The sequence below is a fragment of the Archangium minus genome (assembly GCF_044360475.1).
Lineage (GTDB): Bacteria > Myxococcota > Myxococcia > Myxococcales > Myxococcaceae > Archangium > Archangium minus.
The window spans coordinates 11,576,383-11,602,444 of record NZ_CP043494.1 but is presented as its reverse complement, the minus strand read 5'-3'; the positions used below and the strand labels follow the sequence as shown (position 1 = coordinate 11,602,444).

Here is a 26,062-nt window from a genome sequence, read left to right as displayed (position 1 = left end):
TCGCTCGTGGGTGGGCCCTATTCAACCCCTCGACAGGCCGGCTCATCGACTTCGGCGTGGCGACGTTGCAGAAGGTGGAGCACCTGGACGCGGCACCGACCCATCTGATTGAAGGCACTCTGGCGTACATGTCGCCGGAGTAGACGGGGAGGGTGAACCTGGCGTTGGACTACCGCACGGACTTCTACTCCCTGGGGGTCACGCAAGGACGGCCACGCGTACGCCGCCTGCGCGGCGGCCGCTCACCACTCGAAGCCGGCGACGAACAACTTCTGATCCGTCGGTCCGTGGCCACAGCTGCTGGAAGGAATGACGGTACCGGCTTCCAGCACGCCGCGGATCTCGCGCACCGCCTGTGACTCTCTGATGCAAGAAGGCCGCTCCTCGCCGGCCATCCGCGGAGCCGGCCGTACGTGCTCCACCAACACGATGCGACTGCCGCGATTGAAGGGCTCGATGCGCACCTTGCCGCGGCGGTCGGGACTGAACCTGCATGGCGCCGAGATCGCCAGCGGCACCACCAACGTCTCGCCACGCAGCAGCACGCAGCGACCATCGCGTTCGCCCAGTTGCAGCGCCTGGCCGGCGAACTGGACCTGGGTCAACATCGGGGCGTCCGCCGGCGCCGCGGCCGGCTGTGCATGAGCACCTGCGGCGACCAACAGGGCGGTGGATAAGGTAACGAACACTGCTCTCAGTCTCACAATCACGCCTTCCTTGAAAGATAGAGGCACAGTCTGGAGACACAGTCTGACAGATGCGGCGAGTGCTTCATCCCCGTGAAGAAGCCGGAGCCCTTGCCGCGCTCCGTGATGCCCTGAGCTCCAAGGGGGGCAGGGCGTGACGGCACGGGCGGCATGGAGGCAGGACGTGGTGTTGGACGACTCGTAGGGAGTGATGTGTCGGCACGAGTTCAACAAGTCCTTTGACATCTTCCCGGAGGCCCCAGGTCAAAGCCCGAGCATCCTATCTTTCAGGGCTGTTGCACCTGGGGAAAGGCCAGCGTCATGGCGAATGAGTACCGGAATCCTGGGGTAGGGGGGGCGGGCGGCGGTACGCAGCTTGGGAATCGGCGGAGTTCGCGGGACAGGCCGTGGTGGGCTCTGCGTGCGGTGGTTCTGGCGGTACTCGGGTTGGAGATGGCGTGCGCGACGGGCTACCCCATGGGCGGAACGCTGGCGGGCGGTGCGCGCCAGCGGTGGTGGGTGCATCGCGCGAGTCCCAAGTTAGAGGAGCGCGCTTTCGGGGCCCGGGCGGCGGTCGTGGCAAGGCCGGGGAGTGCCAGCGAGGACCGGGAGGGCACTGACGCCAGCGCAGAGGGGCGCGAAACCGCGATCTCGGCAGAGGTGAGCGTGGCCGAGGGTGGCAGAGCGGCAGAGCGACCCCGGCACCGCCGCGCGAGTGAGGCGGACGAGGAGGAGCAACTGGAGGGGAAGGGCGTCGGATGGCCAGATGGAGTGGGCAACGGACGGCCGTTCGAGGTGCCCATGTCGCTCGACTACTTCCAGGGCTTCCTGGTGCAGGCCGGTGTATCGAGCACCTTGATGCCCAGGGACGGGCGCACGCTGTCGCCCCGGCAGGCGTTGGAACTGGTGCCGCACCTGCTCTCCACGCCAGTGACGCTGGGCAACTTCGCGCTTCGCCGCATGGCAGCTCACCTGCTCATGGAGGTGGCCACGGGTGGGGAGGTGGTGACACGGGACGAACTCCACGCGCGCATGCGGCGCTTCTCACAACTGCTGATGCTGCGCCCGGACGGCTACCTGGTGAAGCCCACCACGGGCGTCGCGGTACAGAAGGCGGGGGAGGTGGTGCTGGCCGAGGATGGGACTCTGCGGGCCGGGCGCTTCGAGGTGGGCCCGTTCTATGCGATTGACGGCGGGCGCCTCTTCCCGATGGACCAGACACTCAAGGTACCGGAGGGGGCGCGTTCAGCAGGCATCTACGATCCGGACGACGACCCGGGGCTCGCTGTAGCCGAGGGTGCGGTGCTCGCGGTAGTGGACATGGTGGAGGGGATCTATCGGCTTGTCTTCTACACGGGCGAGACGTTGGAGGGACTCGCGCAGCTCCCAGGCGCGGTGAGGCAGCTCTACGAGAACTCGCCGCAACGATGGGAGGAGTTTCGTCACAAGCCCCATGCCGAGAAGGTGCGCACCCTCTCGCGGCTGGCCACGGCAATAGTCCTCACCGTGGGGACCTCGGGGGCGGGGGCTGCGAAGGTCGCGTCGTGGGGAGGGAAGTTCGGGAGCCTGACCGTTCCATCGTTCTCGCTCTCGGGGGGCGGGCTCCTCACGGTGCGCTTGGTTGCGGTGCCTGTCGGGGGAGCCGTTGCCGTGGCGGGTAACGTGCTGAGTGCCACCTACGTCTTGCACATGGCCAACATGGGCGCCCAGGGTGGGGGTGGGTGGCCTCCTTCCGGCGGCCCTGGGAAATGGGAGCCAGCAAACGAGAGCATGTCGGAGGACTCTCGCTGCTACCAATGCCAAGTGACAGGTGCTCCGCCGGGTTGGGTCTACCGCGTGTGGAGGAATGGAGAGAAGGCGGACTTCGACGGCTACAGCATCTCCGAGGGTGTTCTGCAGGACGGCAAGGCGTTCAACTATGCGAAGCATTTCGACGAGAAGCTCGATCCCAAGCGGTATTTCCTGGGCGCCAAGAAGCTCCTCGAGACAGCGAGGCGCCAGATCAGGGTGGCGAATGGAGTCCCCATCCGGTGGTACGTTGCGGAAGAGAGGATGGTCGGGATTCTCAAGAAGATGTTGGAGCAAGACGGTCTTCTTGGCATCGAAGTGGTTTACGAAGGAGCTGCGGTGAGGGGTGCCCTATGACGGAGAGCTACTATGCAGGCATCTACTGGCCGGCCCGGCTGGAATCCGCGGAGGAGTGTGCTCGCAGAACGGAGACGTTCTTCCGGCTCCTCGCGCGCTGCGACGAGATGCTTGGTCGATGGTATGAGCAGGCGGACTCCGCAGAGGAGGCAATCCAGCGCGGGTTCACGCCAAACTACGAGACCCTTCTGCGCTTCTATCGGGCCGAGGAAAACCAACTCGGCAAGGACGGCTTTAGCTTCTCTGCCTGGACGGGGCACGTTGACGACGGACGAGGGAGCATGGTGCGCGTCACGTGCGGGGACGCATCCGGGGCCTACCCAAACTGCTGCGTGCTGCACCTCCCATGGCCCGAAATCGAGCCAGAGGGGGCGCGCGTGATGACAGAGCCCGTTCTCGTGAACGTCCTGCGGGCCATGGTGCTCGCGTGGGAGCCTGTCTTTGGCGTCGTCGCCAGCGACGAGTTGCGGTGGTCGCTGCGGCCAGAAAGAGATCCCAGGGGCTTCGCAGGGTGGCTCACGTACGTTTCGCGCACGCGTGGGGAGGTGCCTCCGTTGCCGCCACCTGTCCGAACTGAGCCCATAGAGGACAAGGGCTCGCTGATCGTTCTCGGGCCGGAGCGACTCAGCGCCTCCAATGCCGACCACCTCACTCTGGGTCGCCGGGTTCAGGAGGTGCTGGACTCGAAGGGACTCCTTCGACCGGTTCTCTCATGAGGGCCGCGTGACGCCCAACGTTTGCTAAGAAGACCATACAAGGGAGGCGGCCTGCGCCAGTCACCAGGGTGTGGCCTCCGCAAAATCGGGGCAGGCGCAGGGGCCGTGTTGCCCGTCGTGACTCTGGGTTCGAGAGCCTGGAACTACCTCGAATCGGGGTTTACTGCTCTTCGAGAAGGAAGACCTCCCTATCGAGGTCATCCATATTCCCCCGGCTCTACCCGAGAAGGTGTCAGACACTTCGTACTGGCGCCCATTTTGGCCACCAGGACGAGGCGTGCCGCGACCCTGTGACATCGACGTGGAGTTCCGCCTTCTGCAGCCCGGCTCCGGACACTCGCCCGTGAGCAGACTCCGCTGGTCTCACCTTGACCGCCTGGAGCCTTGCCAGGACCAAGGTGCGGCAGTCATCTTGGCGAGGCATGCAGCCCACCCTCGACAGAGCCGATGTGGTCCGTTGGCTCACGCCCCTGCTGCGCCAGCGCACGCTCTTGTTGCCGGCAGCCCGCGCGCAGAAGCCAGAGAGGAAGTTCCGCACGCAATTCGGCGGCAGGCCAACCGCACTCAGGGGTGAGAGATGGCCCCGTTGCGGCCGCTGCCACGGGGCCCTGCGCTTCGTATGCCAGGTGGACTACCGCCATGACGCGCTCCACGAGCCCCGGCTGGAGGTGGCATTCATCACCTTCTTCTACTGTTGGGAGTGCCATCCCTGGGGCAAGGAGCAGGGGCCAGCCCGGTCCTGGTGTGTACGCGCCTACCCGCATGCGGCGGAGCAGGACGCGATCGTGCTCCGCTCGCGGGCAGCCCCCTTCACCCAGCATTTTGTCCGTGTCCGGTTGGGCCTCTCGTTACCGGATGCGATGGGCTTCGAGCGGCACTGCCCTGAGCTCTGGGCGGCGGTGCCGGGCACCAGCGGCTCCCGCCAGGCCTGGGCCAATTGGGACCTCGTCGAGCGTGCCGCGGGGGAGTTGCAACGGGCGGAGGACCTGAGCCATTCGCACACGCGCAACCGAGGCCTGGCGTTGGGCGGCTACCCCCATTGGGTCAACGGCCCGGATGAAACCCCGGACTGCGGGACGTGTGGCCAGGGGATGGAGTTGCTGGTGCAGCTGTCCCCCAGTCCCGTGGTGGACGCCGAATGGGGGGACGTCGGGACCCTCTATCTCTTCATGTGCCGGGTCCACATCAACGAGGTGGGCCTTCGCATCCAGTGCACGTAAGGGGAACGGCGCCGGGAGTCGGACTTCCTCACCACCGACTTCCTCTTCTGACAGTGTCGGCGACCCGGCAGGGGCGGAGTACGAGCCCGTGCCATCGCTGCGCGCCGGGCTCCACCGCGGTCAGAACCCGAGGAATTCGAGCTCTTCATCGGTGAGCTCGTGCAGGGGCTGGCGGGACTTGACCTCGCCCGTCTTCGGGTCGTTGTAGAGCTCCGTGTCGGGGAGGTTGCGCAGGATGAGCTCCATCTTGCGGATCTGCCCGCGTTCCGAGTCGATCATCTCCCGCTCGCGGATGAGGTTGGCGATCACCCCGGAGGGGACGACGACGGCGGGACCGCTCGAGGAGCCTTCTGTCCTTAAGGGAGAATCAACAACGTCCGCACCCGCTCGGCGCGGACGTACTGACGCAGGTAGGGCGGCAAAGCGTTGGAGGTGAGCGCCCGGTTTACGTGCTCCTCCCGGAGGCGAAGGATGTCCGCCCGGCCGGTGGCGCGGAACACCCGCGCGATGTTCACGGCCGAGGCCGTGAATGCCTGACGGTGGAGATCCTCCATCAGGCTCACGCGCAGGCTCTCGGAGGCGGCCGGTTTGGCTTTGGTCATCCGGTCGACGTGCCCGTCGAGCGTCGCCAGCATGCTGGGGACCAGCTTCCGAGCCTCCTCCTCGCGGACATTCCTCATCAGGTCCACGAAGCAGTCGAGCACCGTCAGTCCATCCAGTTCCTGGTGATACACCGAGAAGGACCTGCCGAGCGGATACTCGTCTCGTTTGAGATTCTCCTGCATCCACGAATGCATGGCCTCTTGCGCCGCCATCATCTCGGCGTACTTCCCCGAATAGCGGCCCGGCAGCGTCAGCACGAAGTGGAGCTGCGGCACCTTCACGGGCCCGCGCACGACCTCCATGGTGACTTCCCCGGGTACGTCCTCGAGCATGGGGGGTGGAGTGCGCTCCACGGGAGGAATTCGCGCCTCGGAGCCCAGGCCCGCGAGGTTGGCGAAGGCCTTGCGCACCTCGAACTTCGCATCCGCCAGAGACAGGGGGCCGGACACCACCAGCACCGCATGGGCCGGGGTGTAGTTCGCCTTCACGATGGCGCGCACGTCTTCCAGGGTGACCTGCTGGAGCGACTCGGGCGTACCTCCCACGGGGCGACCGTAGGCATGGCCCGCCAGCATCTTCTCGTACAGCCATCGCTGGGCAGGACCCTCGTTCGGGCGCTCGTAACGCGCCCACAGGTCGTCCGTCTGCCGTGCGCGCACCCGCTGGAAGTCCTCCCCGGTGACGTGCGCAAGGGGCTCCAACATCCGTTGGGCCTCCAGCCCCACCACGGTGGCGAAGTGCGCCGGCGCCACGGTGACCCACAGCTCCGTGTCGTCATGGGTCACCACGTTGTTCGTCGTCACGTCCACGGCCGCGAGTCGTGCCTCCAGCGTCTGGGCACTCGCCCCGCCGTGTCGCGCCATCCGAGTGAGGCGGGCGGCCAGCTCGGCCAGTCCCGCCTTCCCCGCAGGCTCGTCCGTGGCCCCGACACGATAGGACATATACATCGACACCCTGGTCGCCTTGGGGTCCTCTCGTACCACCAGCCGCATTCCCGAGGGGAAGACCGCGGTCGAGACCTTCGCGGCGGCGACGGGCTTGAACTTCCGGGTGGCGGAGGGAACACGCCTCACTGCGGCGGATGGCGCCGTCGCGCAGCCCTGCATGACGAGCGAGGGCAGCAGGAGCAGGCCGAGCAGAGGGACCTTGCCCATTGCCAGCCGGGGGAGATGCGAAGAGAGAGCCGACACGTACGAAGCCTCCGTGGACGCGGTTACCCGCGTGGGGGCGGCACGGTCGCGCGGTATGGCCGAGCAGCGCAATCCCTTTTGCTCGGACACGGGGTGCCCAAACCCGCGACGGCAGGTTGTCACGAGCAAAGACATGGAGACGCTCGGCCCCTGGCGCGCAGGGCCTTGCATGCCCTCCTACACCCGTCTGCACGACGTAGGGCCTCAGTCGGGAAGCGCCGCGTGAAGCAGTGGGCATTCCGGCCACAGCGCTTCCAGGCGCTCGCGCGCGATTGCAAGCTTTGGCAGGGCGGGCTCGCTCAAGCGCGGCGAGTGGAGGTGCAGGAGGTTCATTGGATCTCCGTGCGTCGTGCCGAGCGCGGGGAGTTCAAGTTCGACCGTCCCGCCCCCGAGACTCCGCTGTCGTCCTCTCCTTCAACAGGCCTTCCCTCTTTCTTATGCTTAAGGGCTGACGCTCCGCGGGTTGAAGAGCTCCGACGCGTCGACGTAGGCGTTGTACTCGGCGAGCTTGCCCTCCTCGAAGCGGGAGATGGTCGCCCACGGCACGGTAAGCTTGCTGCCGTCCTTGCGCACGTACGTGACGAACCCGTTGGCGAAGGCGCGGTCCCCCAGCGTCCAGCAGTTCTCGAACTGGTGGCTGATGCCGCCAATCGCTCCGAAGAACCCGCGGATGAAGTCCTCGATGCGGGCACGGCCGGCGACCGGCTCGTTGTTTCCGAAGTGGAAGACGCCCCTTTCGGTGAAGCACGCCGCGAAACCGCGCGCGTCGAGCGCATCCACCTGCGCGAACATCTCGTCGAAGAATCCCTTGTGATTCATGGCCGCGTCTCCCTACGTGATAGCGCACCCGATTGAGCGCTGCGCACACACAATAAGTCTGCGAGCCGAGGGAGAACACCTTCGAACAGACCGCAGAGGGCTCCTGGTCCTCCTTGACTTGACGGGTCCAATCCGCTCCCCTTTGAGCCTCCACGGAGGAACCTCATCATGGCGGACGAGAAGAGCGGGAAGGGAGGCGGGCTGGGACCCTTCGAGCTGGGCAGGTGCTACGAGGTGGATTCCCGCCTGAGGCGCCTCCACGAAGCGCGGAACGTGGCCACGGGCACTCCGGCCCTGAAGCTCATTCCGAGGAATGACGTGGAGTGGCAACCCGCAGGGGCCTGCCGGATGCGTCTCCTCTACGAGCCGGAGCGGGACTCGGTGACGGTGGACGAGGAGCAGGCGCCCGCCTCGGTGCGCACGTCGGAACTGACCAACCTCCTGGTCATGATGACGGCCGCGTTCAAGCGCGTGGAGGATGATGACGAGGTAGAGGCCCACCTCGCCAGCGGGCCTGTGCTGCGCCTGGGGCTCAGGGACTCGCGCGTGCGCCGGATGGGGCCTTCCAGGATGTGGCTCACCGCCGCCGGGGTCGCCGTGCTCGCGGTGGGCCTCGGTGTCTGCTCTTCGTTACTCTGGCCTCGCGAACCCGAGCCCCTGCGGACGGATGAGGCACCCGGCGGGTCTCCGATCTTCGCGGATGGACAGGACCTCTCCCTGGCGGTCATTACCTATCCGATGCCGGAGACGCCTTTCAAGGAACAGCGCAAGCCGCCGTGTCTCGAAGGGACGGAGACGGAAATCCGGGGGGGCTGCTGGATCCAACACAAGCGGGATGCGCCCTGTCCGCGAAACACGGCCGAGTACCAGGGCAAGTGCTTCATCCCCGTGAAGAAGCCGGAGCCCTTGCCGCGCTCCGTGATGCCCTGAGCTCCAAGGGGGGCAGGGCGTGACGGCACGGGCGGCATGGAGGCAGGACGTGGTGTTGGACGACCCGTAGGGAGTGAGGTGTCGGCACGAGTTCAACAAGTCCTTTGACATCTTCCCGGAGGCCCCCCGGTGTGAGTGGGCTCGCGGGCTGTCGGGGACGGACTTCCTGGCGGGCGTGCATCGCGCGCTGTGGCTCTGCGCCGCGCTGTGCGTGGTGGGTGGATGGTGCTCCTGGCTGTTCATCCCCGGCGGGAAGCGCGGGGACGCGACGAAGCCCGGGTGGGCGTCCCGCGCCCGGCGTGTTGGCGTGCAGGGAGAAGCCCCCGTATTGACGGGCATGTCATGTTTGCCCTGTAGTTCCTGGTTGTGCACCCGGAGAGCGGGGCCATGGCCAGGAGGCTTTACATGCCACGCCAGGCGATTCTGTTGCTGGCTTCGTTCCTCGTTGGATGCAGCGCCACAACGAAGGCAGTCCGCCTGGACACGGGCCAGGGCACGCCCATCGTCCACGTCCCGCGCCAAGACGTGGAGCCGGTGGAGGTGAGCCATGAGGAGCTCAAGGAGGCCGCTGCGGAATACGCACCCTCCGTGCCTCCGGTGGAACGTCCCCTGGAATACGCCCGTCAGTTGCTCGGAGTGCCCGAACGAAGCGGCTGGTTCCGGTACGAGGCGAGCAACTCGCGGCTCCTGCCCACGGAGCCGGGGAGCCACCAGAACCTTCGCCTGTTGCCAGAAGACGAGGAGTTGAAGCGCCGCTACCTGCTGTGGTGTGAGCGCACGTGGGGAGCCGGGGATTGTCTGCGCCTGTTGGTGGATAGGCCCATTCTGGATGGTGATGCAAGGTACGCTCTGGCCATGGCGATTGCCCAGAACAAGGTGCTGGGGGCCATGAAGGAAGAGCTCGCGCGATTGGTGAGCCCCCAGGCGGTGCTCGCCACGGTCGTCGGTGGCCTGACCCTGTATGCGATTTTGCTGGCGATGCCCGAGCCCGTGAGCAAGGGCGTGGCCGCGCTGCTGACACTGGGGGCCATTGCGTACCTGGGCTGGGACACGGTGTGGCGTCTGATGGATGGGTGGCTGGTGCTGATGAAGGAGGTGGATCGGGCCACCACGTTCGACGAGCTCCGTGCGTCAGGAGAAAAATTCGGGGATGTGATGGGGGAGAAGGCGGCCCGAGCGTTCGTCATGCTGACCACCGTGGCCATGGGGAACACGGCGGCGGGCATGGCGACGACGCTGCCGAAGTTGCCTGGAGCCAGGCAGGCAGCGGTGGTGGCAGAACGACAGCTGAAAATCCAATTTTCGGCAAAGGCTCTGGCTCAGGTGGAATCGGTCGCCATCAGTGCCGAAGGCGTCACCATCGCGCTGGCCCCCAATGCCGTGATCATGGCGGCACAGGGGAGCGGAGGCGGCAATGCTGGCGTGCAGGTTCAGCCGCCCCGCTCCGGTGGCCCGGGTCAATGGGTCCAGACGAACGAGTCCATGTCCGAGAGCGCCCGGAGCTATCAAGCCCAGGTGACGGGGGCTCCCAAGGGCTACGCCTACCGCGTGAAACGGGGTAACGAGGATGTGGACTTCGATGGCTTCGACCAGGGGGTTCTCCTCGATGCCAAGGGCCCTGGCTACGCGCAGTGGATCAATACAAAGCTGGAATTCTTCGGGAACTTCCAGGGGCGAGACAAGCTGCTTGACCAGGCGGAGCGCCAGTTTGTAGCCGCCAATGGAACACCCATCCGGTGGATCGTCGCCGAAGAGAAACTCGCGGGTGCACTCAAACTGCTCTTCGAGAAGGAAGGCCTTCCAATCGAGGTCATCCATATTTCCCCGGCTCCATATTATTGAGGAGTAGCCGTTCAATGATGGAAACCTATTACGCTGGCTCCTATTGGCTCGCCCGGCCCGAATCGGCCGCGGTTTGCGCACAACGCGCGGAGCATTTCTTCCATCTCCTGAGCCAATGCGATCCAGCATGGAGCCGCTGGTATCAACCGGATGACTCCTTCGAGAAGGCACGCCAATGCCAGTTCACTCCAAATGCCGCGAGCTTCCAGGCGCTGTTCGCACAGGAGGGACACCAGCGCGGTGATGGCTTCAGGTTCCGGCTGTGGACGGGCGACAGCCAGGAGGAAACCTCTTCCGCCGGAGCGTCGTGCGGTTCAACTGAAACCTTGCTTCCATCCAACTGCTTGCTCGAGCCCTTCGATGAAGGCCCTGTCGGGGAACGGCTCCTGACCACTCCAGTGATGACCCAGGTGCTGCGCGCCATGGCCCTGGCCTGGGACCCGGAGTGGGGCGTGGTTACGAGCAACGCGCACCGACAAATGGTGGTGAAGGGTTTTCCGTACGCAGGCACCTTCGTGGGCTGGGTGATGTACTTCTCGCGGCTGCGAGGCACGGTGCCTCCACTGCCAGCTCCTGTGCGCATCGAACCAGTGGAGGACAAGGGCACTCTCGTCATCCTCACCTCAGAGAGGTTCTCCGCCTCCAACCCGGAGCACGTCACACTGGCTGCTCGCGTCCACGAGATATTGGACCGGGCCGGGCTGCTGCGACGATTGCAGCCCTGGTCGGCTCAGCAGGTGTCAGACGACTCGTAGGGAAGCCGAGAAGGATGAGCGGGAGCAGCTCGGAACTACTTCGAAGGGGGATTATTGCCCCTGTTCCCGCCCGAGGGGTTCCCAGTCGTACTCGGCCAGTTCCCCGGTCCCGTTCCTCCGCTCTTGCCACCACCTCCTTGCCACCGCCGCCACTCTTGCCACCACCCCTCTGGCCACCTCCGCCGCCCTTGCCACTACCAGCACTGCCCTGGTCACCACTACCCTTGCCACCACCCTGACCCATTGCCGTCTCCTTCGTTGTTCCGCATTGGAAGAGATTCTTGTGCTTCGATGCGTCGCACACCTCAAAGCGTGCTTTCGGCAGCAGGCGCGTTCAACCAGGTGAGCCCGCCGGGTGTTCACAGGCATTCTCCCAAAGGGTTCACCGTTTCCTGCTGAGCAGGTCCGCTTGTCGAGGAACGAGCAGCTTGTAGGCCCTGGACCCGTCCTGTTAAGTTGACCAGCGCATGCGAACCTCCAAGATAACCAGGTATGGCCTGCTCTTCGTTTTCGTTGCGTCCATGGCACTGGCCAGGGACTCGGACGACAAGATCATGATTCGGACCCTCAAGGTCTCGGATCACCCGGGTCTGGAGGCGCACGGCATCTACGTTGCCGGGCAGGTGGTGACGGCCCTCCGCTTCGAGAAGGAGGTCGATCCGGCGAAGACGAAGCTCCTGGCCTGGGAGGGTCGTTTCGAGCCCCCGCTCGTGGGCGGTAGGAAGGTGGTTCTGGAGCCGATTCGGGATCTCGACGGCGATGAGGCTGTGCCCCTGCTCGTGACGCTCGTTGACGGAACCGAGTTCGCGTTCCTCGTGAAGCGTCCGAGTCGCGAGGATTGGGGGTGGATTGACCATCAGGTCAACGTGTTCAAGGACCCCGACAGCTACAACGCGGTGCTCTCGTCCCTCTACGACTCGCTCAAGAGAGAGCGCGAACTGAGCAAGGAGAACGAGCGGTTCAAGAAGGAAGAGAACTCAATCGACCACGCCTACGCGACGCTTCTCGCGAACGGGCAGGTGAAGAAGACGCCGTTTCGTCGCAAGAGGTACTGGCGCTCGAAAAACGAGGACATGGACATGAAGGTTGAGCTTTTCGAGGGCCCCGGGAAGGCGGCGGTCGTGATTCACCTGAAGAACACCTACTACGGCGAGCCCTGGAAATTCGATGGCGCCTACCTGACTCGCGACTTCACCAGCTACACGGCTCGCCCCTTCGCGCTTCGCATGGATCGACCTGAGATCATTTCCGGTCAGTCCGGAAAGATCGCGGTCGTCGTGGACAAGAGCGCCTTCCAGACGGACGGGGGGCAACTCGCCGATCTGGCCCTCCAGATCTTCCGTGGGGATGGTCTCCTTCAGGTGGCCGTGACGATGGATCACACGCTGATTCGGCAGTAGGAGTGTCGCTCATGCTCCCGATCAAAGCCCTGCTCAGCTCTATCGTCCTGCTCACGATGGCTTCCGGCTGCACCACGACTGGAGGGGTGGCGCTGCGCCCGGATGGCACTCCAGGTCCACAGGAATGCCCCGAGGAAGCCAAGACGGTGATGCGAGCACTGAAGCTGCGCGTCGGGGATTCCGCCTGGGTGGACCTCGATGCAAACCAGCTCGACGCGAGGCAGATCACGCTCTACGACGGGCCGATTGAGAGCATCCTGTCGGAGAACCTCGGCACGCTCGAATCAACGACTCGCTTGTACGGACAGGTCTGGACGAGCGGCGCTCAGGTCGTGATCCGGTACTACGAGGTCCATCCACCAGACAGCGAGAAGTTCCCTATCTGCGCAGTGGCCCGGCTCAGCCGGGATCAAATGCGGAAGCGGCCCGAGTCGAAGCCCGGAATGGCCATCCTCGACGGTTCTACTGCGGCGGCCTACATCGTCGATGCTTTTCGCTAACCGCGTTCTTATCTCCCCAGCGAGTAGAGGCTACATCGTCAGTTGTCCTTGCTGCGCCGGATGGGATGGGCGAGGGCTAACAGCTTGAGCGCATCCGGCACGCCGCGCAACTCAAGCATGACCTTCTCCAGGAGGAGGGTGAAGCGCGGAACGAGTCTTTCGACACCTCCGGAGCGGTCTTGAGGGGGAACACCTTCGAACAGACCGCAGAGGGCTCCTGGTCCTCCTTGACTTGACGGGTCCAATCCGCTCCCCTTTGAGCCTCCACGGAGGAACCTCATCATGGCGGACGAGAAGAGCGGGAAGGGCGGCGGACTGGGGCCCTTCGAACTGGGCAGGTGCTACGAGGTGGATTCCCGCCTGGGGCGCCTCCACGAAGCGCGGAACGTGGCCACGGGCACTCCGGCCCTGAAGCTCATTCCGAGGAATGACGTGGAGTGGCAACCCGCGGGGGCCTGCCGGATGCGTCTCCTCTACGAGCCGGAGCGGGACTCGGTGACGGTGGACGTGGAGCAGGCGCCCGCCTCGGTGCGCACGTCGGAACTGACCAACCTCCTGGTCATGATGACGGCCGCGTTCAAGCGCGTGGAGGATGATGACGAGGTAGAGGCCCACCTCGCCAGCGGGCCTGTGCTGCGCCTGGAGCCCAGGGACTCGCGCGTGCGCCGGACCGGGCCTTCCCGGATGTGGCTCACCGCCGCCGGGGTCGCCGTGCTCGCGGTGGGCCTCGGTGTCTGCTCTTCGTTACTCTGGCATCGCGAACCTGAGCCCATGCGGACGGATGAGGCACCCGGCGAGTCTCCGATCTTCGCGGATGGACAGGACCTCTCCCTGGCGGTCATTGCCTATCCGATGCCGGAGACGCCTTTCAAGGAACAGCGCAAGCCGCCGTGTCTCGAAGGGACGGAGACGGAAATCCGGGGGGGCTGCTGGATCCAACACAAGCGGGATGCGCCCTGTCCGCGAAACACGGCCGAGTACCAGGGCAAGTGCTTCATCCCCGTGAAGAAGCCGGAGCCTTTGCCGCGCTCCGTGATGCCCTGAGCTCCAAGGGGGGCAGGGCGTGACAGCACGGGCGGCACGGAGGCAGGACGTGGTGTTTGGACGACTCGTAGGGAGTGAGGTGTTGGCACGAGTTCAACGAGTCCTTTGACACCTTCCCGGAGGCCACTCAGTGCGCATAGTGCAGATGCCCGTCGCCTCGGCGTGACTGCCTCGCGGCGTATCCACTGGCACCGAGGTCCGCCACGTTTCCCGATAAAGGCCGCCCTCCAAGTGGGGAGCGAGCCCCAGGGTCCTCACCAGTTCGTCGACCATGGACGCAATGTAGGACCGCCGAAGACAGCTGAACTCAAGAGCTTCTCGCAGCCTTTTCGATTCAATCCTTGGCGCTTCAGAAGCAGTACGGTGTGGGAGTCCACAGACAGTGGATGCCCTGGTGCGCTACTTCATTTAGGCGTGTGCTTATCTTTAAGGCGTTTCTCGCACGCCTCCAAGTAGGCCTTCTGGTACCACTTGCCTAGAGGTCCATCAAATGCCTCATGTTCCGCAATGATAACGCCCACCTCTGCGTCGCCGAGAAAATCTCGAAGAACAAGCCATCCCAACAACCGAGGAGTTGTCTGAAGTCTGCCATCTACCAACGAAGCGATGGCGAGGAAATCTCGTTTGTTATCAGTCATTACGGCCTTGCTGATTTTCCTGGCGGCAGCGGCGCAGGAAAGTTCGCCTTGACCTAGCTTATTGGAGAGCTTTGATACTTCATGCAAATCATCTATTGAAATCGGTATTTTTCCAATTGCACCCGTCTCCAAGTGAGAGTTCAAGCGATCCTGAAGTGCGCTCTGTGCCGGGGTGGCAGGGGTGCTCCGTGGCTTGATGAAGCATTCATAAAGAACAGTTTGGGTGGTTATATACGTGTGTTTACATGCCCGCGACCGACGAAAGAGCGTCTCGGATGAGAGCAGATTCCAGAGCGCGCATGTGTCGATGACATTGATGTCTACAAAGTCTTCTGGAATCATGTTTCACTCCAGATTTGCTCGCCGTATGCTGCAGCAATTGGTGGGATCTGTGGGATACTTACACGCAGTGTGTCGGCTAGTTTCCCTATTGAAATAAGCTTTCGATGATAAGCTTCGAAACAAGTTTTGACGTAGTCTGGAGAAAGACCACGCTCCAAGATGTAGTATCTTCTCTGCTTGACCAACCCGGGCTCCCCCTCGATTTCCGGGTCAACCTTGCTTGCCATCGCAACTTTTCGCTTTTGCCTCAAGGCTTGAAACTCGGCATCATCAATGCGGCCAGCATCTTTGAAAGAGATGAGCCCTACGTCATAATTTACCTTATAATGCAGGCACACCTTAAGGATGGTGTCAGCTTTTTCCTCGGGACTGCTTCCCAGGGAGATGTCGCTGATTGCCGAAGGGGGAATGAGCAGTCTTCCTGCAAAGGTATTGGCGCGAACCTCTCGATAGTATTTGTCGTCTGCTCCTCTGCTCTTCAATCCCGACACAAGATCTTCCTTGAACGTCAGATTTACCTTGTAGTCTGTATCAAAAAGTGCATGGCCAAGTTCATGCAGGGCTGAGAATTTTTGCCGATAGATATCCTCGTCGTAATTCACGAGAATGCACTGCCCGATCTCTGGGTGTCGCATAAAAACACCGGAGATTTTAGAGTTGCCGAGTTTTCGGCGAAAAATATGACATCCCAACTCGCGCGCCAAATGAAAGGCATTTGCGATCGGGGATGTTCCCAGGCCAAAGTCTCGTCTCAACTTCTCGGCATTCTCTTGCCCATGTCCTTTTCTGTACTTTTTGTCTGGGGTCGGAACATAATTCCGGGTGCGAGGGCGGCCTCCCATCATGGCTTCTAGTTCGTGCTCGAGCCGACATAGGAGTAGAAACTCTTGTATTTGCTTTCTGTCGCTTGGACTGAATTGGTCGCCATGCATCCGATAAAGGTCAGTGGCTCTTTCCAGTGTTGCTGACTTTTGATGTGTTATGAAGTACTGAAAGGGCTCGTTATAGATGTCTGACAGGATTAGAATCTGATCTCCCGTCGGTTCAAGCAGTCCATTCTCCATCTTCATCAGGTCTGATGGGGGAATGCTTGTGTGTTCGGAGACCTCCTCTACAGACATCTGGAGAATCTCCTGCCGAATATTGCGGAGCTTTCGACCAAGCTCTGTTAGATCTATTGGCATACAACCAACCCTGCCGGTTCCTGATATGCAGCGCGACGTTGTTGAGTTCGAAGCTGCGGGTACCCAGAAGGGCCCAGGTCCCCTGCCGCGTCCCTCATAGTACATGCACCTGAGTCTGGCGGCCAAATCGGTGGCCATCCGGATGATGGAGGAGTAGGCGGGATGGGAGCCCTGTTGCGGGAGAGGGACGGGGTAGGTGGTAGGCTAGGGGGGCCGCGCGACACGACCAGGACAGAGCAGGATGGTCCCCATGGCTACAGTGGTGCGCGCCGCACCATTTCACGCGCTCGGAGGGCCTCTGCCCGGGGATGAACGCCATGCCCCGCCGGATGATGTCGCCCGGGCCGTGCAGCGCCGAGCGGTCATCCGCAGAAGAGATGGCGCTGGAACTGGCTCAGGAGTCGTAGCCGTGGTGCCCATCGGGCACGATGACCTTGCGGCTGGCCGGGTAGAAGAGGACGCCCCACTCCTTGAAGTCGTGGCAGTTGTGGCAGGCCACCTCTCCCCCGGAGAACCAGGCCTAGACGTCGCCGCCGCCGACGTAGGCATCCAGCTGCGAGAGCAGCGCGACGCCAGGCCCGCGCGGTTCGTGACGGTGCCGTCAGTGAAGGACGGCAGGGACTGGTCCGCCCTGAGGTGCTCCACGATGGCCTGCAGCGTCACCGGCTGGGTCGGGCTCTCGGGCGTGGCGTAGGCTGCGATGGAGGAGATTTCATACTAGGACAAGGGGGTGGACCCCACGTTCCACGCCGCGCGCGTGGGCTCCAGGGACGAGGTGTCGGCGGCGGTGATCGAGAACGGCTGGGGGGGACACCTCGCAGGCGCTCGCGTACGTGCAGCGCAGGACCTGGCGGTAGGTGCCGCATTGGCCGAAGTCCGTCGTGCCCGCGGGCTGGGAGTGGTAGCAGTTGTAGACGGCGGGGTCGCAGCCTGGGCTGGGCCAGACGTCGTAGGCGTCGCCATCGGTGACCGCCAACTCCGTCACGCGCGCGACGAGGCGCGCCGTCTTCTGCATGGCCACGCCGTCATCGGCTCCCGCGCTGAACAAGCCTGTGACATGCCTCAGGCGGGGACTGTGTCAGTCCCGTGCCGTGAGCCTCCAGCCCACGAGGTTCTGGAGGCTCCGTTGCCGGGGAGGGCAGGGCGGGTGCTTCGGCTCAGTAGGCCTTGGAGAAGACGATGCGGCCCGGAGAAGGCTCGCCCGTCACCACGCACTTGCCGGGCTCCTGCTTGAGCGCGAACGGCCGGTTGCGCGTGGTCAGGCCCGTCTCCTCCTTGATGCGCGCCTCCACCTTCGGATCCAGGTTCCAGTGCGCCAGGAGGAAGCCCGCGTCCGCCTTCTCCTTCATCTCCTCGTAGCTGTTCACCTCGAAGGTGTTCGCCTCGCGGAACGTCTTCGCCTTCTCGAACAGGTCCTTCTGCATCTGCTCGAGCATCTCCTGGGCCCGCGCCACCGCCTGGTCCAGCTGGACGAACTCCTTCTGGCGAGCATCGCGGCGCACCATCACGCACGAGCCCTTCGCCAGGTCCTTGGGACCCAGCTCCACCCGGAGGCACGTACCAATCAGCTCGTGCTCGCTGTACTTCCAGCCGGGGCTCTTGGTGTCGTCGTCGTCCACCACCACGCTCAGACCGGCCTTCTTCAGGTCCGCCGCGAGCGCGTGCGACTTCTCCAGCACCTGCGTCTTCTCCGCGTCCGTCGCCTTGCCGGCGATGGGGATGATGACCACGTGCGTGGGCGCCAGCCTCGGCGGGACAATCAGGCCCGCGTCATCCGAGTGCGTCATGATGAGACCGCCGATGAGGCGCGTCGACACGCCCCACGACGTCTGCCACACGTGGTGCTGCTTGCCGTCTCGGCCCTGGAATGTCGTGTCGAAGGCCTTGGCGAAGTTCTGCCCCAGGTTGTGGCTGGTGCCCGCCTGCAGCGCCTTCTTGTCCTGCATCATCGCCTCGATGCTGTAGGTGCGCAGCGCGCCGGCGAACCTCTCCGACTCGGACTTGCGCCCCGTCATCACCGGCATCGCCATGTAGTCCTCGGCGAACTTCCGGTAGACCTCCAGCATCTGCAGCGTCTCCTTCTCCGCGTCCTCCTCGGTCTCGTGGCAGGTGTGACCCTCCTGCCAGAGGAACTCGGTGGTGCGCAGGAACAGGCGCGTGCGCATCTCCCAGCGCATCACGTTCGCCCACTGGTTGATGAGCAGCGGCAGATCCCGGTAGCTCTGGATCCACTTGGCGAAGCTGCGGTTGATGATGGTCTCCGACGTGGGCCGGATGACGTAGGGCTCCTCCAGCTTGCCGCCGCCCGCGTGCGTCACCACCGCGAGCTGGGGGTTGAAGCCCTCAACGTGCTCGGCCTCCTTCTTCAAGTAGCTCTCGGGGATGAGCAGCGGGAAGTAGGCGTTCTTGTGGCCCAGGTCCTTGAACATCTTGTCCAGGACGCGCTGCATGTTCTCCCAAATGGCATAGCCATTGGGCCGGATGACCATGCAGCCCTTCACGTCCGAGTAGTCGGCGAGCTTCGCCTTCTGGACCAGGTCCACGTACCACTCGGAAAAGCCCTTCTCGCGCGGTGCCAGCTTCTCGGCCATCTGCTTGAAACCCTTCGAAAATGAGTGAGGGCTGTTGCCTACGCCAGCCCCTGCCCAGAATCAATGGTTGCGGGCTACTCGCACCGCTGGGCCTCGTGCCGGCAGTCATGGCCGGAACGATCCAGCTCCAGCTGGTAGAGGGACTGGAGGGCCTCGTTCTCCAGGGAGACCCCCACCCGGCGGGGGCCCGTCCCCGGCTCGTTGAGGAGGATGTCCACCGTCTGGAGGTTGCGCTGGGGCACCGGGTCCGCCGGGGCCGCCACCACCTCCCGCTGGCTGAATCGCTTCCAGCTCGGGGGGGCCCCCGTCGCGCTCACCGTGGCGAAGCCCTCGGCGCAGTCGGCCGTCCCCCCCACGAAGCTCGCCTGGTAGACGCGCGCGCTGTGGCTCCCCGCGGCTGCGCACATGCCCCCGGACGCCCCGGCCTCGAAGCTGTTCCACACCACGCACCCGCTGACGATGGCCGTGCCGCTGCCCGTCTGCTCGTGGGGCGCGCCGTACCTCACGTACCAGCCCGCCTCCAGCGCCCCGGCTTCTTTCGCCCCCGCCGTCACGTCCCCGTCGGCGTTGAACTGGGACACGTCCACGAGCTCGTCCTCCGTCAGCAGGGCCTTGTCGTACTTGGTGGCCTCGGCGTCGGTGCCGAAGGTGCGAGCCTTCTTCACCCCGTAGCTCCAGAAGCCATAGAAGCGGTGGGGGCTGGTGGCCGGCGGCGGCTTCGTCGCGGCGACGGGAATCCAGTCATCCTTCGACACCCGGCAGCCCCACGAGGTGCCGGTGCCGTCACAGGTGTACTCCAGCCTGCCCGAGGCGCTCGCCGTGCAGCCGTTCTCCGCGCCGTAGTTCCAGGCAAGTGACACCTTCGTCGAGCCACAGGTCCCACCGGCCGTCCCCGAGGTGGGGGGACTGGGGGTGTACGTGTAGTTGGCGTAGGTGGTGGTGGAGCTCCAGGCCGTCGAGCCCCCGCGCTCCACGGTGACGGTCTGGCTCGCCCGGCAGCCGAGCTGCGCGCACCCCAGCGGGTTGGAGAGCCGGCACGTCGTCCCGCCGCTCTCCGCGAGGTTGTAGCGGTCTCCCGTCCCCACGAAGGTGCGCAGGTAGCCCGTGTCCGCCTGCACCGTGTTGGAGGTCATGTAGCTGAAGGAGGGCCGCACGGCGTCCTCGTCCGAGGCCTTCACCTGGAAGGCGCGGGCCGCGAACCAGTTCTCCACCCGCCCCTCGGCCGAGCGCACGCCTGGCTGCCAGAAGCGCACTGTCCATACCTGGCCGCCGTAGTCCGCCACCGTAGCGGTGTCGAAGAGCAGGTCCCCGTCCGGCTTCGAGCTCAGCTCGCCGCCGATGTCCATCATCGCCACGCTGGCGGCGAAGGGGTGGCGCAGGTGCTCGGAGCGTGCGGTGCCGTCACCGTGGAAGAAGCTCCACAGCGTCTCGCCCGTCTTCAGGTCCACCATGGCCAGGCCTCGGCCACGGCTGAGCGAGCGGTCATAGCCCCCGTTCAGGAAGACCACCCACTCCTCACGGGCCGGCGAGCCGTCCACGCGCCACGGGCCCTCGGGGTCCGCCATCGCCACCGGGCCGATGGGGGGAGGCCGGGGCGCGAAGTGGCCATCGCTCTCACCCAGTTGCAGCGCGAGCCCGTCGCACGGCTGCGGCCACATCCATAGGAAGTCACCCTTTTGGTTGGGAGCGCGGCCTGGCTGCCCAGCGCCCGGGCTCTTCAGCAGCTCCGTCAGGTCCAGCGCGAAGCGGTGCACCCCGCCCGTGCCCGAGCCCACGACGGCCACCGTGCGGAACTCACTGGCCTGCTTCTTCCCGTCGGCTATCGCGTCCCGAGCCTTGCCTACGCCGTCCAGCCAGGCCTCGCGCACCATGGGCGTGCCGTCCACGAACCAGCCATGCTTGCCCAGCTTGGGCAGCAGCTTGGGCAGCATGTCCGGCGGAACGAAGGCCCAGAGCTCCTCGCCCGTGCCCTCGTCGTGCTGCGGCAGGCCGGTGAGCGGGTCCTTCCCGGAGCGGCTCCCGTTGTGGAAGGCGTGCAGCATGCCGCCGTTGGAGCCCACCAGCACCACCCGGTCGCGGTCCTGGTGCAGCTTCACGTATTCGTCATAGGCCCCGTGCGTGCGGCCCGAGCTCGTGTCCGTGTACGCCGCCTGCTCCGTGCGGCCCGTGTGGAGCGTCTGCAGGCACTGCTGCGAGAAGCCACAGTAGTCCCGGGGCATGGGGGGCTCCACGCTCTGCGGCGCCGAGTGGAAGATGTCGTGCAGCAGGAAGGGCCGGTCGAAGTCGCGCCGGGTCCTGTCCACGTTCAGCACGTCCGCGCCCCGGTAGTAGCGGATGACGGCTCGGGCGCAGGCGTCCGGGCCCAGCTTCTCGCCGGCCACCGTGCACCCGCCCTCGCCGATGCCCAGGTAGCCGCGCAGCGCCGTGGCGTTCTCCTCGGTGAAGGCCACTGGCGTGTCATTCGAGTCGATGCGCCCGTCCGGCACGCCCGTGGGGCCTCCGTTGTCCACGATGGTGTAGAGGGCGCGCGTCTTCCACCGCTGGGTGGGCGCTGCCGAGGCCTTCAGCTTCTGGCCCGCCTCCCAGAAGGGATTGGCTGGCTGCAGCCGGTCCTTCAGCTTCACGAAGTCCCCCAGCTCGTTCTCCACAACGGCATCGTCGTCCGCGTCGATGAGGTGGGCGTCCTCGCAGTCCTTGTCTCCGTTGAGATCCCACGGGTCATCGCCCGCGCGGGCCCGCGACGGCGTGCAGCCGAGCAGCAGCTCCGAGGCGAGCTTGTAGCGGTACAGGTACCCGCGCCACGGCTCGTCGTGGTCTCGGCCCGGACGCAGGCGGGGGACCAGCGTGCCCGTCGTGCCCCCGAGCTGCCCAGACATGGACGCCGCCGAGAAGGACGTGGAGCGCCGGTTCACGTTGGCGATGATCTCCTCCAGGGCCTGCTTCAGCCCCGCGCCGTCGTTGGCCTGGTGGTAGAGCCCGCCGCCCACGCGCGCGGCGTTCTTGAGGATGTTGGCGTTCACCCCGAAGCCGATGGCGTGGATGGTGAGGCTCTGCCGGCCCGTTGTGTCGAATTCACCCACTATCTCGGGGCTCGCGCGCTGCAGGTCCTGCGTGGCGAGCAGCTTCGCCACGTCGTCCAGCTTGTGCTGCGCGTCCTCCACGCACGGCTCCGAGGCAGGGCACTCCACCGCGCCTCCGTTGAGGGCCTCGAGGGTGCCGGCCGGGACGTGGTCATCGGCGCTCGGCTCGCCGTCCGTGACGATGACGATGGAGGTGGACTGGCAGCCCCAGCACCAGCTGCGCTCCGGACGCGCGAGGAGCGTGTTCTGGAAGCCGCTCTTGAGGTAGCTGCTGTCGAAGCCAAAGGTGTCCGTGTAGAGCGCGTTGCTGGAGGAGAAGTATTGCCCGAGGTTGAGGAGTGACTCGGCCAGCGGGGTGGCGGCCTTGAAGCGCAGCGCGTCCACGGCTGCCAGGTAGTTGGAGCGTACGGTGTCGAAGGCCCGCGGGTCCGCGCTGAGCTGGTCACACGCGGGGCCCTGCGGCATGGCCATGAGCGCGCCGTGCACCGAGTTGTCCGCGTCAAAGTAGCTGAGGCCCACGCGCACCCGGCGCATGTCCTTGATGATGGACTTGAGGACCGCCTTCGCCGTCACGTACTTGGGCGGGTTGAAGTTGAGCAAGCGGCCCGAGAAGGCGAAGGTGAGCTTGCGCGGATCCGTGCCCGGCCTCGCGCCCGTGGCACCGGGCCGCTTGTAGAAGCCCTTCGTCTGTAGGCACGAGAGGCAGGCGTTGTAGAGCGCTCGGGTCGGATCCGCGCTCGTCGGGTGCTGGAACGCGCAGACCTCCTCCTTCGTGTTCCACTGAGAGGCCGGTGCGTTGGAGTCCTCCCAGAACATGTACCCGTAGAACTTGTCGTTCTGGAACAGGGTGGGGTGGTCCGCGTCGGGCACGGGGTAGTTCACGGCCGGGTTCCACCCGTTGGCCGCCTGCATCGCGAGCAGGTCCGGCTGGGAGCAACCGTCGCCCGAGGCGAAGAAGGCCTCGTGGTTGCCTTCCTGCACCTGGGGCAGCTCGCGCATGGACGCCGAGGTGTCGATGAGGAAGTGGACGTTGGGCGGCGTGCCCTCGCTCATGAAGAAGCGCTCGTCGCCGGTGAGGTCCTCCCCGCGCAGGGCCTCGGCGGCCAACGAGGTGGTGAGCTGACAACAGGCGGCCTTCGCCTCGGGCTCTTCCGCGTGGGTGAGGGCGGAGGTGAGCAGGAGCGCGGCGGCGGACAGGCGGGGGAGATGGCTCCAGGGGTTCATGGGGGTGGTTCCTCGGAGGGGGGCTACTGAAGGCCGACTCGGACGACGAACTCGACTTCCCGCTCGGGGCCGCCCGGGTACTCCTGGCAGAGCGCCGTGACGGAGTACCAGTAGGCCCCCTCGGCCGCGTCGCCGAGCGTGTTGCTGATGTCTCGGGCCGTGTCGCGCGAGGCACCCACGAGGTTGGCGGGCAGTCGCTCCACGTGCGTCAGCGTGGGCGTCGGAGCCGTCTCGGAAGCGGGTGCCGCGGGCGTGCCGGTGAAGTGGCCGGCGCGGATGAGGCCCTGGCCATAGGCGTCATCGAGCCGCACCTGACCGGCGGTGCCCGGGGTGAGCACCCGCAGGCGTGCGAGGAAGAGGTTGCGCGCCGCCTGGGTGCAGGCCGAGAGCGAGTCCTCGCGCGTCTGGAGCACCGCGGCGTTGCGCTCGGTGCCGGTAAAGGAGATGGCCCCCGCCACCAGCAGGGTGACGAGGACCACGACGATGAGCGCCAGCACGAGGGCCATGCCTCGGGGGGCGGCGCGACGGGGACGGAGAGGCATGGGCTCAACCTCCTCCTGGGTGGATGGGGATGAATTGCGAGCGCATCAGCAGGTTCTTGGGGGCAATGGCCTCGCGCATCACGGCGCGGCTGAAGCCACCCCCGCGCGGGTCGAAGGTCTTCGCGGGCGTGGTGCCCAGGTTCTCGAGTTGCCGCCAGGAGGTGGTGCCGGAGGGGAGGGAAGGGCCCTCGGTGCCCTCGACGCCTGGGGTGAGCACGTCATCCCCCGGGCGCTGCGTGTCGGCCTTGGTGCTGCGCGCGACGAGCGTGAGCCGCACCTGGCGGATATTGGCGGGGTGCGAGCCGAGACGCCGGGGCGAGGCATAGGCATCATCCAGGCGCGGCCGGTCCGTCTCGGGCGTCCCGGTGTGCCACGTCTCGCCCCAGGGCACGGTGTCCTCCACGCCCACAAGCGGCGGTGGCGTGTTCCCCAGTGTGTTGAGGATATAGGCCACCTGGAGCTGCTCGATGCCCACGGCGATGGGTGCGGCGTCCGCTCCGTCGATGGTGCCGTCTCCGTTGATGTCCGTCCCCCGGTGCAGCATGAGGTAGGGCGTGGCGTCGGGAGTGGCCGGGTCCCCGTCATCATCGAAGGCCGCGACGTAGAAGCTGGAGCGCTCCACCTTCACCACCACGGGCGACTCCGTGTCGTGGAAGCAGGCGTCACTCAACTGCTCCTGCTCGTGGAAGAGCGCGCCCGGAGGTCCCGAGGGCGAGTCCACCGGAGAGGCGGCGGTGTCCAGTTGGACGGTGGTGGCTCCCTCGGGAGCGGTCTCACCTACCGTCACGTAGGCGTAGCGGATGGCGCCGGGGCAGAGGACGAGCAGAATCTCTCCCTTGTGCAGCGGACGCTGGAGCTCGCGATCAAACTGCAGGAAGTCCGTGCCCACGGTGGTGGCGCGGCGGCGGAAGTACAGGTCACGCGCGTGGACGGTGATGCCGTCCGGGTACCCGTTGCCGGGCGCGTTGCCAGCCGCGTCGAAGGAGTCGTAGGCGAGGATGGCCCGGTCCGGGTCCACGCCATAGCCCGCGTTGCGCACGTGCCGCTCCACGAAGCCCAGCGCCTGCCGCACGCTGGACTGCACCGCGCGGCGGCTCGCGTGGGCCTGGTACTGCCAGGCCTGTGAGATGAAGACGAGGCAGATGCCAGTGAGCACCACGCCGCCGATGGCGGTGGCGACGAGCAGCTCGACGAGCGAGAAGCCGCGAGGGCGACGAGGCGCGCGCATGCTCAAATCTCCGGGATGGCCGCGGCACCCCGGCCAATGGCCTGAGGGTTGAACTTCACCGCCCAGACGTTGACCTGCTTGAGGCTCCCGGCCGTGGTGGGGAAGCGCACCATCACCAGGATGCGGCGGGCCTCGGTGGTGCCCTCGTCGTTCTTCAAGGGCGCCACCCGCCACGCCACCTCGTAGGCGCTCTCCGTGCTCACGCTCGCGTGGGCCGCGCCGAGCAGCGGGCGCTCCCCAACGAGCGCCACCGCGTCCGCCAACATCACCCGGCCGTCGGCCTCGTCGAAGCGGGCGAAGCGTGGATCTCCCGGGTCGATGGTGCTCTCGGTGGACAGCAGCGCGTGCTCAAAGGGCAGGCGCTCGAAGGCGTCCACCATGTCGCGGGCAATCTTGCTCGCGGTGGACTGGCGCCGGGCGAGCCCGTTCTGCTGGCTGGCCAGCACGTTCATCTGCAGCACGCCGAGGATGCCGATGGTGAAGACGACGAGGGCCGCCATGGACTCAATGAGGCTGAATCCACGGAGCCTGCTGCGGGCGTGAGGAGTCGGAGACATGGTGACGAGTCCTCCTAGAAGACGCGGATGGCACCGGCCGGCGCGGCGATGACGACCCACCGGGACGGGCCGGACCTGCGCGAGTCGGGCGCGAAGGCGATGACGCCGCCGGCCTCCGTCTCACCTGTCATCAATTGGACGGTGCCATTGGGAGAGAAGCGGATGACGCCTCGGGCGCCGCCGGTGCCCTCGGTGCAGAAGGTGCACCCACCGAGCAGTCGACCCGAGCCGGACGGCGTGAGGGTGATGGACGTGAAGGGCGCGGGCAGCGTCTGGAGCTCCGTGCGCGTGGCGCCGAGGTCCAGGAAGCCCAGGCCGCTCTCATGGGACAGCCGCAGACGCTCGTGCACGAGGCCGCCCACGGCGGAGAGGTTCGTGACATCGTCGCCGGCCCAGTTGAAGGCGCCGAGCGAGTCGGCACGCTCCAGCAGCGACACGCCGAACTCGGAGCCGTCGTCATGGAAGACGACGTAGTGCGGCACGCCCATGCTGGTGGCCCGCATCTGTGCAGCGGTGTACAGCGCGCTCACCTCGAAGGCGGCATTGCTGACACGGGAGCGCGCGGTGCCGTGGAACACCGCCAGGCTCGCGAGCGTCGCCAGGACGCCGAGGATGGCGACTCCCACGAGCAGTTCAACGAGGGTGAAGCCTGTGGAGCGGGACCGGGTGGACACGCGGAAACTCCTTCCGCTCGGCCGCTTGTGCAAAGTGCGGCCCACCCATCCCCTGGGGCAGGGACTCCCTTTCCAAGTCCTTGGAACAAGAGGGAACTTCTCTTTCCCGAGTGACCGCCGGAGTTACCTCTGGCTGGCCTTTCTACTGGGAA

The 26,062-nt window shown here is 65.6% G+C and carries 23 protein-coding genes and 1 pseudogene; 10 read left to right on the top strand and 14 right to left on the bottom strand.

All coding sequences use genetic code 11. From position 1 onward, the window contains the following. Positions 1–38: 38 nt before the first annotated feature. Positions 39–203, top strand: a pseudogene (locus F0U60_RS47455) (AAA family ATPase); the annotation flags it as partial. Positions 204–242: 39 nt separating this feature from the next. Here the strand turns inward: F0U60_RS47455 and F0U60_RS47450 are convergent. Continuing rightward, positions 243–608 carry a hypothetical protein gene (locus F0U60_RS47450; protein ID WP_395810564.1) on the bottom strand — a complete coding sequence of 122 codons (366 nt, stop codon included), beginning with the start codon at positions 606–608 and terminating at the stop codon, positions 243–245. Positions 609–1,112: 504 nt separating this feature from the next. Here F0U60_RS47450 and F0U60_RS47445 point away from each other — a divergent pair. From F0U60_RS47445 to F0U60_RS47435, 3 genes are all read left to right on the top strand, one after another. Then, positions 1,113–2,831 carry a Tox-REase-5 domain-containing protein gene (locus tag F0U60_RS47445; protein ID WP_395810562.1) on the top strand — a complete coding sequence of 573 codons (1,719 nt, stop codon included), beginning with the start codon at positions 1,113–1,115 and terminating at the stop codon, positions 2,829–2,831. Then, positions 2,828–3,547: an Imm52 family immunity protein gene (locus tag F0U60_RS47440; RefSeq protein WP_395810560.1), complete on the top strand. Its 720-nt coding sequence runs from the start codon at positions 2,828–2,830 to the stop codon at positions 3,545–3,547. The genes F0U60_RS47445 and F0U60_RS47440 overlap by 4 nt, the downstream gene beginning before the upstream one ends. 422 nt (positions 3,548–3,969) lie before the next feature. Beyond that, entirely contained in the window at positions 3,970–4,767 is a 798-nt protein-coding gene (locus F0U60_RS47435) for a DUF1963 domain-containing protein (RefSeq protein WP_395810558.1), read from the top strand. Between the two features lie 120 nt (positions 4,768–4,887). On the opposite strand, the gene F0U60_RS47430 is transcribed toward F0U60_RS47435, so the two are convergent. The 3 genes from F0U60_RS47430 to F0U60_RS47420 form a co-directional block, all read right to left on the bottom strand. Beyond that, the gene (locus tag F0U60_RS47430; RefSeq protein ID WP_395810556.1) at positions 4,888–5,076 is read right to left on the bottom strand and encodes a hypothetical protein; all 189 of its coding nucleotides are present in this window, start codon (positions 5,074–5,076) and stop codon (positions 4,888–4,890) included. Positions 5,077–5,123: 47 nt separating this feature from the next. Then, the gene (locus F0U60_RS47425; protein WP_395810554.1) at positions 5,124–6,560 is read right to left on the bottom strand and encodes a M16 family metallopeptidase; all 1,437 of its coding nucleotides are present in this window, start codon (positions 6,558–6,560) and stop codon (positions 5,124–5,126) included. 441 nt (positions 6,561–7,001) lie between these two features. Continuing rightward, positions 7,002–7,379 (bottom strand): nuclear transport factor 2 family protein, encoded by a 378-nt coding sequence (locus tag F0U60_RS47420; RefSeq protein ID WP_395810552.1) that lies wholly within the window; start codon positions 7,377–7,379, stop codon positions 7,002–7,004. Between the two features lie 168 nt (positions 7,380–7,547). Between F0U60_RS47420 and F0U60_RS47415 the strand changes: the two genes are divergently transcribed. The 6 genes from F0U60_RS47415 to F0U60_RS47390 all read left to right on the top strand — a co-directional run bounded on the left by F0U60_RS47415 (position 7,548) and on the right by F0U60_RS47390 (position 13,850). Next, positions 7,548–8,309: a hypothetical protein gene (locus F0U60_RS47415; RefSeq protein ID WP_395810550.1), complete on the top strand. Its 762-nt coding sequence runs from the start codon at positions 7,548–7,550 to the stop codon at positions 8,307–8,309. A gap of 405 nt (positions 8,310–8,714) precedes the next feature. Beyond that, on the top strand, positions 8,715–10,151 hold the full coding sequence (locus F0U60_RS47410) for a restriction endonuclease fold toxin 5 domain-containing protein (RefSeq protein ID WP_395810548.1): 1,437 nt from the start codon (positions 8,715–8,717) through the stop codon (positions 10,149–10,151). Between the two features lie 14 nt (positions 10,152–10,165). Further along, complete coding sequence (locus tag F0U60_RS47405) at positions 10,166–10,906, top strand: immunity 52 family protein (protein ID WP_395810545.1); 741 nt, start codon at positions 10,166–10,168, stop codon at positions 10,904–10,906. Between the two features lie 467 nt (positions 10,907–11,373). After that, positions 11,374–12,306: a DUF2381 family protein gene (locus F0U60_RS47400; RefSeq protein WP_395810543.1), complete on the top strand. Its 933-nt coding sequence runs from the start codon at positions 11,374–11,376 to the stop codon at positions 12,304–12,306. An 11-nt stretch (positions 12,307–12,317) separates the two neighbouring features. After that, positions 12,318–12,806, top strand: a complete 489-nt coding sequence (locus F0U60_RS47395) for a serine/threonine protein kinase (RefSeq protein WP_395810541.1) — start codon at positions 12,318–12,320, stop codon at positions 12,804–12,806. Positions 12,807–13,088: 282 nt separating this feature from the next. Further along, positions 13,089–13,850: a hypothetical protein gene (locus F0U60_RS47390; protein ID WP_395810538.1), complete on the top strand. Its 762-nt coding sequence runs from the start codon at positions 13,089–13,091 to the stop codon at positions 13,848–13,850. 93 nt (positions 13,851–13,943) lie between these two features. Here the strand turns inward: F0U60_RS47390 and F0U60_RS47385 are convergent, their stop codons facing one another. The 10 genes from F0U60_RS47385 to F0U60_RS47340 all read right to left on the bottom strand — a co-directional run bounded on the left by F0U60_RS47385 (position 13,944) and on the right by F0U60_RS47340 (position 25,910). Continuing rightward, on the bottom strand, positions 13,944–14,123 hold the full coding sequence (locus F0U60_RS47385; RefSeq protein ID WP_395810536.1) for a cupin domain-containing protein: 180 nt from the start codon (positions 14,121–14,123) through the stop codon (positions 13,944–13,946). 131 nt (positions 14,124–14,254) lie between these two features. After that, complete coding sequence (locus tag F0U60_RS47380; RefSeq protein WP_395810534.1) at positions 14,255–14,830, bottom strand: hypothetical protein; 576 nt, start codon at positions 14,828–14,830, stop codon at positions 14,255–14,257. Further along, entirely contained in the window at positions 14,827–15,951 is a 1,125-nt protein-coding gene (locus F0U60_RS47375; RefSeq protein WP_395810532.1) for an ImmA/IrrE family metallo-endopeptidase, read from the bottom strand. The genes F0U60_RS47380 and F0U60_RS47375 overlap by 4 nt, the downstream gene beginning before the upstream one ends. Before the next feature lie 775 nt (positions 15,952–16,726). Beyond that, a complete protein-coding gene (locus F0U60_RS47370) occupies positions 16,727–17,062 on the bottom strand; it encodes a hypothetical protein (RefSeq protein ID WP_395810530.1) in 336 nt (111 codons plus the stop codon). Positions 17,063–17,171: 109 nt separating this feature from the next. Beyond that, positions 17,172–18,605 (bottom strand): proline--tRNA ligase, encoded by a 1,434-nt coding sequence (proS, locus tag F0U60_RS47365; protein ID WP_395810528.1) that lies wholly within the window; start codon positions 18,603–18,605, stop codon positions 17,172–17,174. 74 nt (positions 18,606–18,679) lie between these two features. Then, complete coding sequence (locus F0U60_RS47360; RefSeq protein ID WP_395810526.1) at positions 18,680–22,909, bottom strand: pilus assembly protein PilY; 4,230 nt, start codon at positions 22,907–22,909, stop codon at positions 18,680–18,682. 23 nt (positions 22,910–22,932) lie between these two features. Then, a complete protein-coding gene (locus F0U60_RS47355) occupies positions 22,933–23,451 on the bottom strand; it encodes a hypothetical protein (RefSeq protein WP_395810524.1) in 519 nt (172 codons plus the stop codon). A 4-nt stretch (positions 23,452–23,455) separates the two neighbouring features. Continuing rightward, positions 23,456–24,679: a PilW family protein gene (locus F0U60_RS47350; RefSeq protein ID WP_395810522.1), complete on the bottom strand. Its 1,224-nt coding sequence runs from the start codon at positions 24,677–24,679 to the stop codon at positions 23,456–23,458. Between the two features lie 2 nt (positions 24,680–24,681). Then, on the bottom strand, positions 24,682–25,236 hold the full coding sequence (locus F0U60_RS47345) for a prepilin-type N-terminal cleavage/methylation domain-containing protein (RefSeq protein WP_395810520.1): 555 nt from the start codon (positions 25,234–25,236) through the stop codon (positions 24,682–24,684). Positions 25,237–25,250: 14 nt separating this feature from the next. After that, on the bottom strand, positions 25,251–25,910 hold the full coding sequence (locus tag F0U60_RS47340; RefSeq protein ID WP_395810518.1) for a Tfp pilus assembly protein FimT/FimU: 660 nt from the start codon (positions 25,908–25,910) through the stop codon (positions 25,251–25,253). Positions 25,911–26,062 lie beyond the last annotated feature (152 nt).

Bases quoted from the DNA above. Each gene is read 5' to 3' on its own strand.
- F0U60_RS47400 (WP_395810543.1), top strand. From the start codon at position 11,374: ATGCGAACCTCCAAGATAACCAGGTATGGCCTGCTCTTCGTTTTCGTT.
- F0U60_RS47360 (WP_395810526.1), bottom strand. From the start codon at position 22,909: ATGAACCCCTGGAGCCATCTCCCCCGCCTGTCCGCCGCCGCGCTCCTG.
- F0U60_RS47345 (WP_395810520.1), bottom strand. From the start codon at position 25,236: ATGTCTCCGACTCCTCACGCCCGCAGCAGGCTCCGTGGATTCAGCCTC.
- F0U60_RS47415 (WP_395810550.1), top strand. From the start codon at position 7,548: ATGGCGGACGAGAAGAGCGGGAAGGGAGGCGGGCTGGGACCCTTCGAG.
- F0U60_RS47380 (WP_395810534.1), bottom strand. From the start codon at position 14,830: ATGATTCCAGAAGACTTTGTAGACATCAATGTCATCGACACATGCGCG.
- F0U60_RS47355 (WP_395810524.1), bottom strand. From the start codon at position 23,451: ATGCCTCTCCGTCCCCGTCGCGCCGCCCCCCGAGGCATGGCCCTCGTG.
- F0U60_RS47385 (WP_395810536.1), bottom strand. From the start codon at position 14,123: ATGGTCGACGAACTGGTGAGGACCCTGGGGCTCGCTCCCCACTTGGAG.
- F0U60_RS47350 (WP_395810522.1), bottom strand. From the start codon at position 24,679: ATGCGCGCGCCTCGTCGCCCTCGCGGCTTCTCGCTCGTCGAGCTGCTC.
- F0U60_RS47375 (WP_395810532.1), bottom strand. From the start codon at position 15,951: ATGTCTGTAGAGGAGGTCTCCGAACACACAAGCATTCCCCCATCAGAC.
- F0U60_RS47390 (WP_395810538.1), top strand. From the start codon at position 13,089: ATGGCGGACGAGAAGAGCGGGAAGGGCGGCGGACTGGGGCCCTTCGAA.
- F0U60_RS47450 (WP_395810564.1), bottom strand. From the start codon at position 608: ATGTTGACCCAGGTCCAGTTCGCCGGCCAGGCGCTGCAACTGGGCGAA.
- F0U60_RS47395 (WP_395810541.1), top strand. From the start codon at position 12,318: ATGCTCCCGATCAAAGCCCTGCTCAGCTCTATCGTCCTGCTCACGATG.
- proS (WP_395810528.1), bottom strand. From the start codon at position 18,605: ATGGCCGAGAAGCTGGCACCGCGCGAGAAGGGCTTTTCCGAGTGGTAC.
- F0U60_RS47435 (WP_395810558.1), top strand. From the start codon at position 3,970: ATGCAGCCCACCCTCGACAGAGCCGATGTGGTCCGTTGGCTCACGCCC.
- F0U60_RS47405 (WP_395810545.1), top strand. From the start codon at position 10,166: ATGATGGAAACCTATTACGCTGGCTCCTATTGGCTCGCCCGGCCCGAA.
- F0U60_RS47410 (WP_395810548.1), top strand. From the start codon at position 8,715: ATGCCACGCCAGGCGATTCTGTTGCTGGCTTCGTTCCTCGTTGGATGC.
- F0U60_RS47440 (WP_395810560.1), top strand. From the start codon at position 2,828: ATGACGGAGAGCTACTATGCAGGCATCTACTGGCCGGCCCGGCTGGAA.
- F0U60_RS47420 (WP_395810552.1), bottom strand. From the start codon at position 7,379: ATGAATCACAAGGGATTCTTCGACGAGATGTTCGCGCAGGTGGATGCG.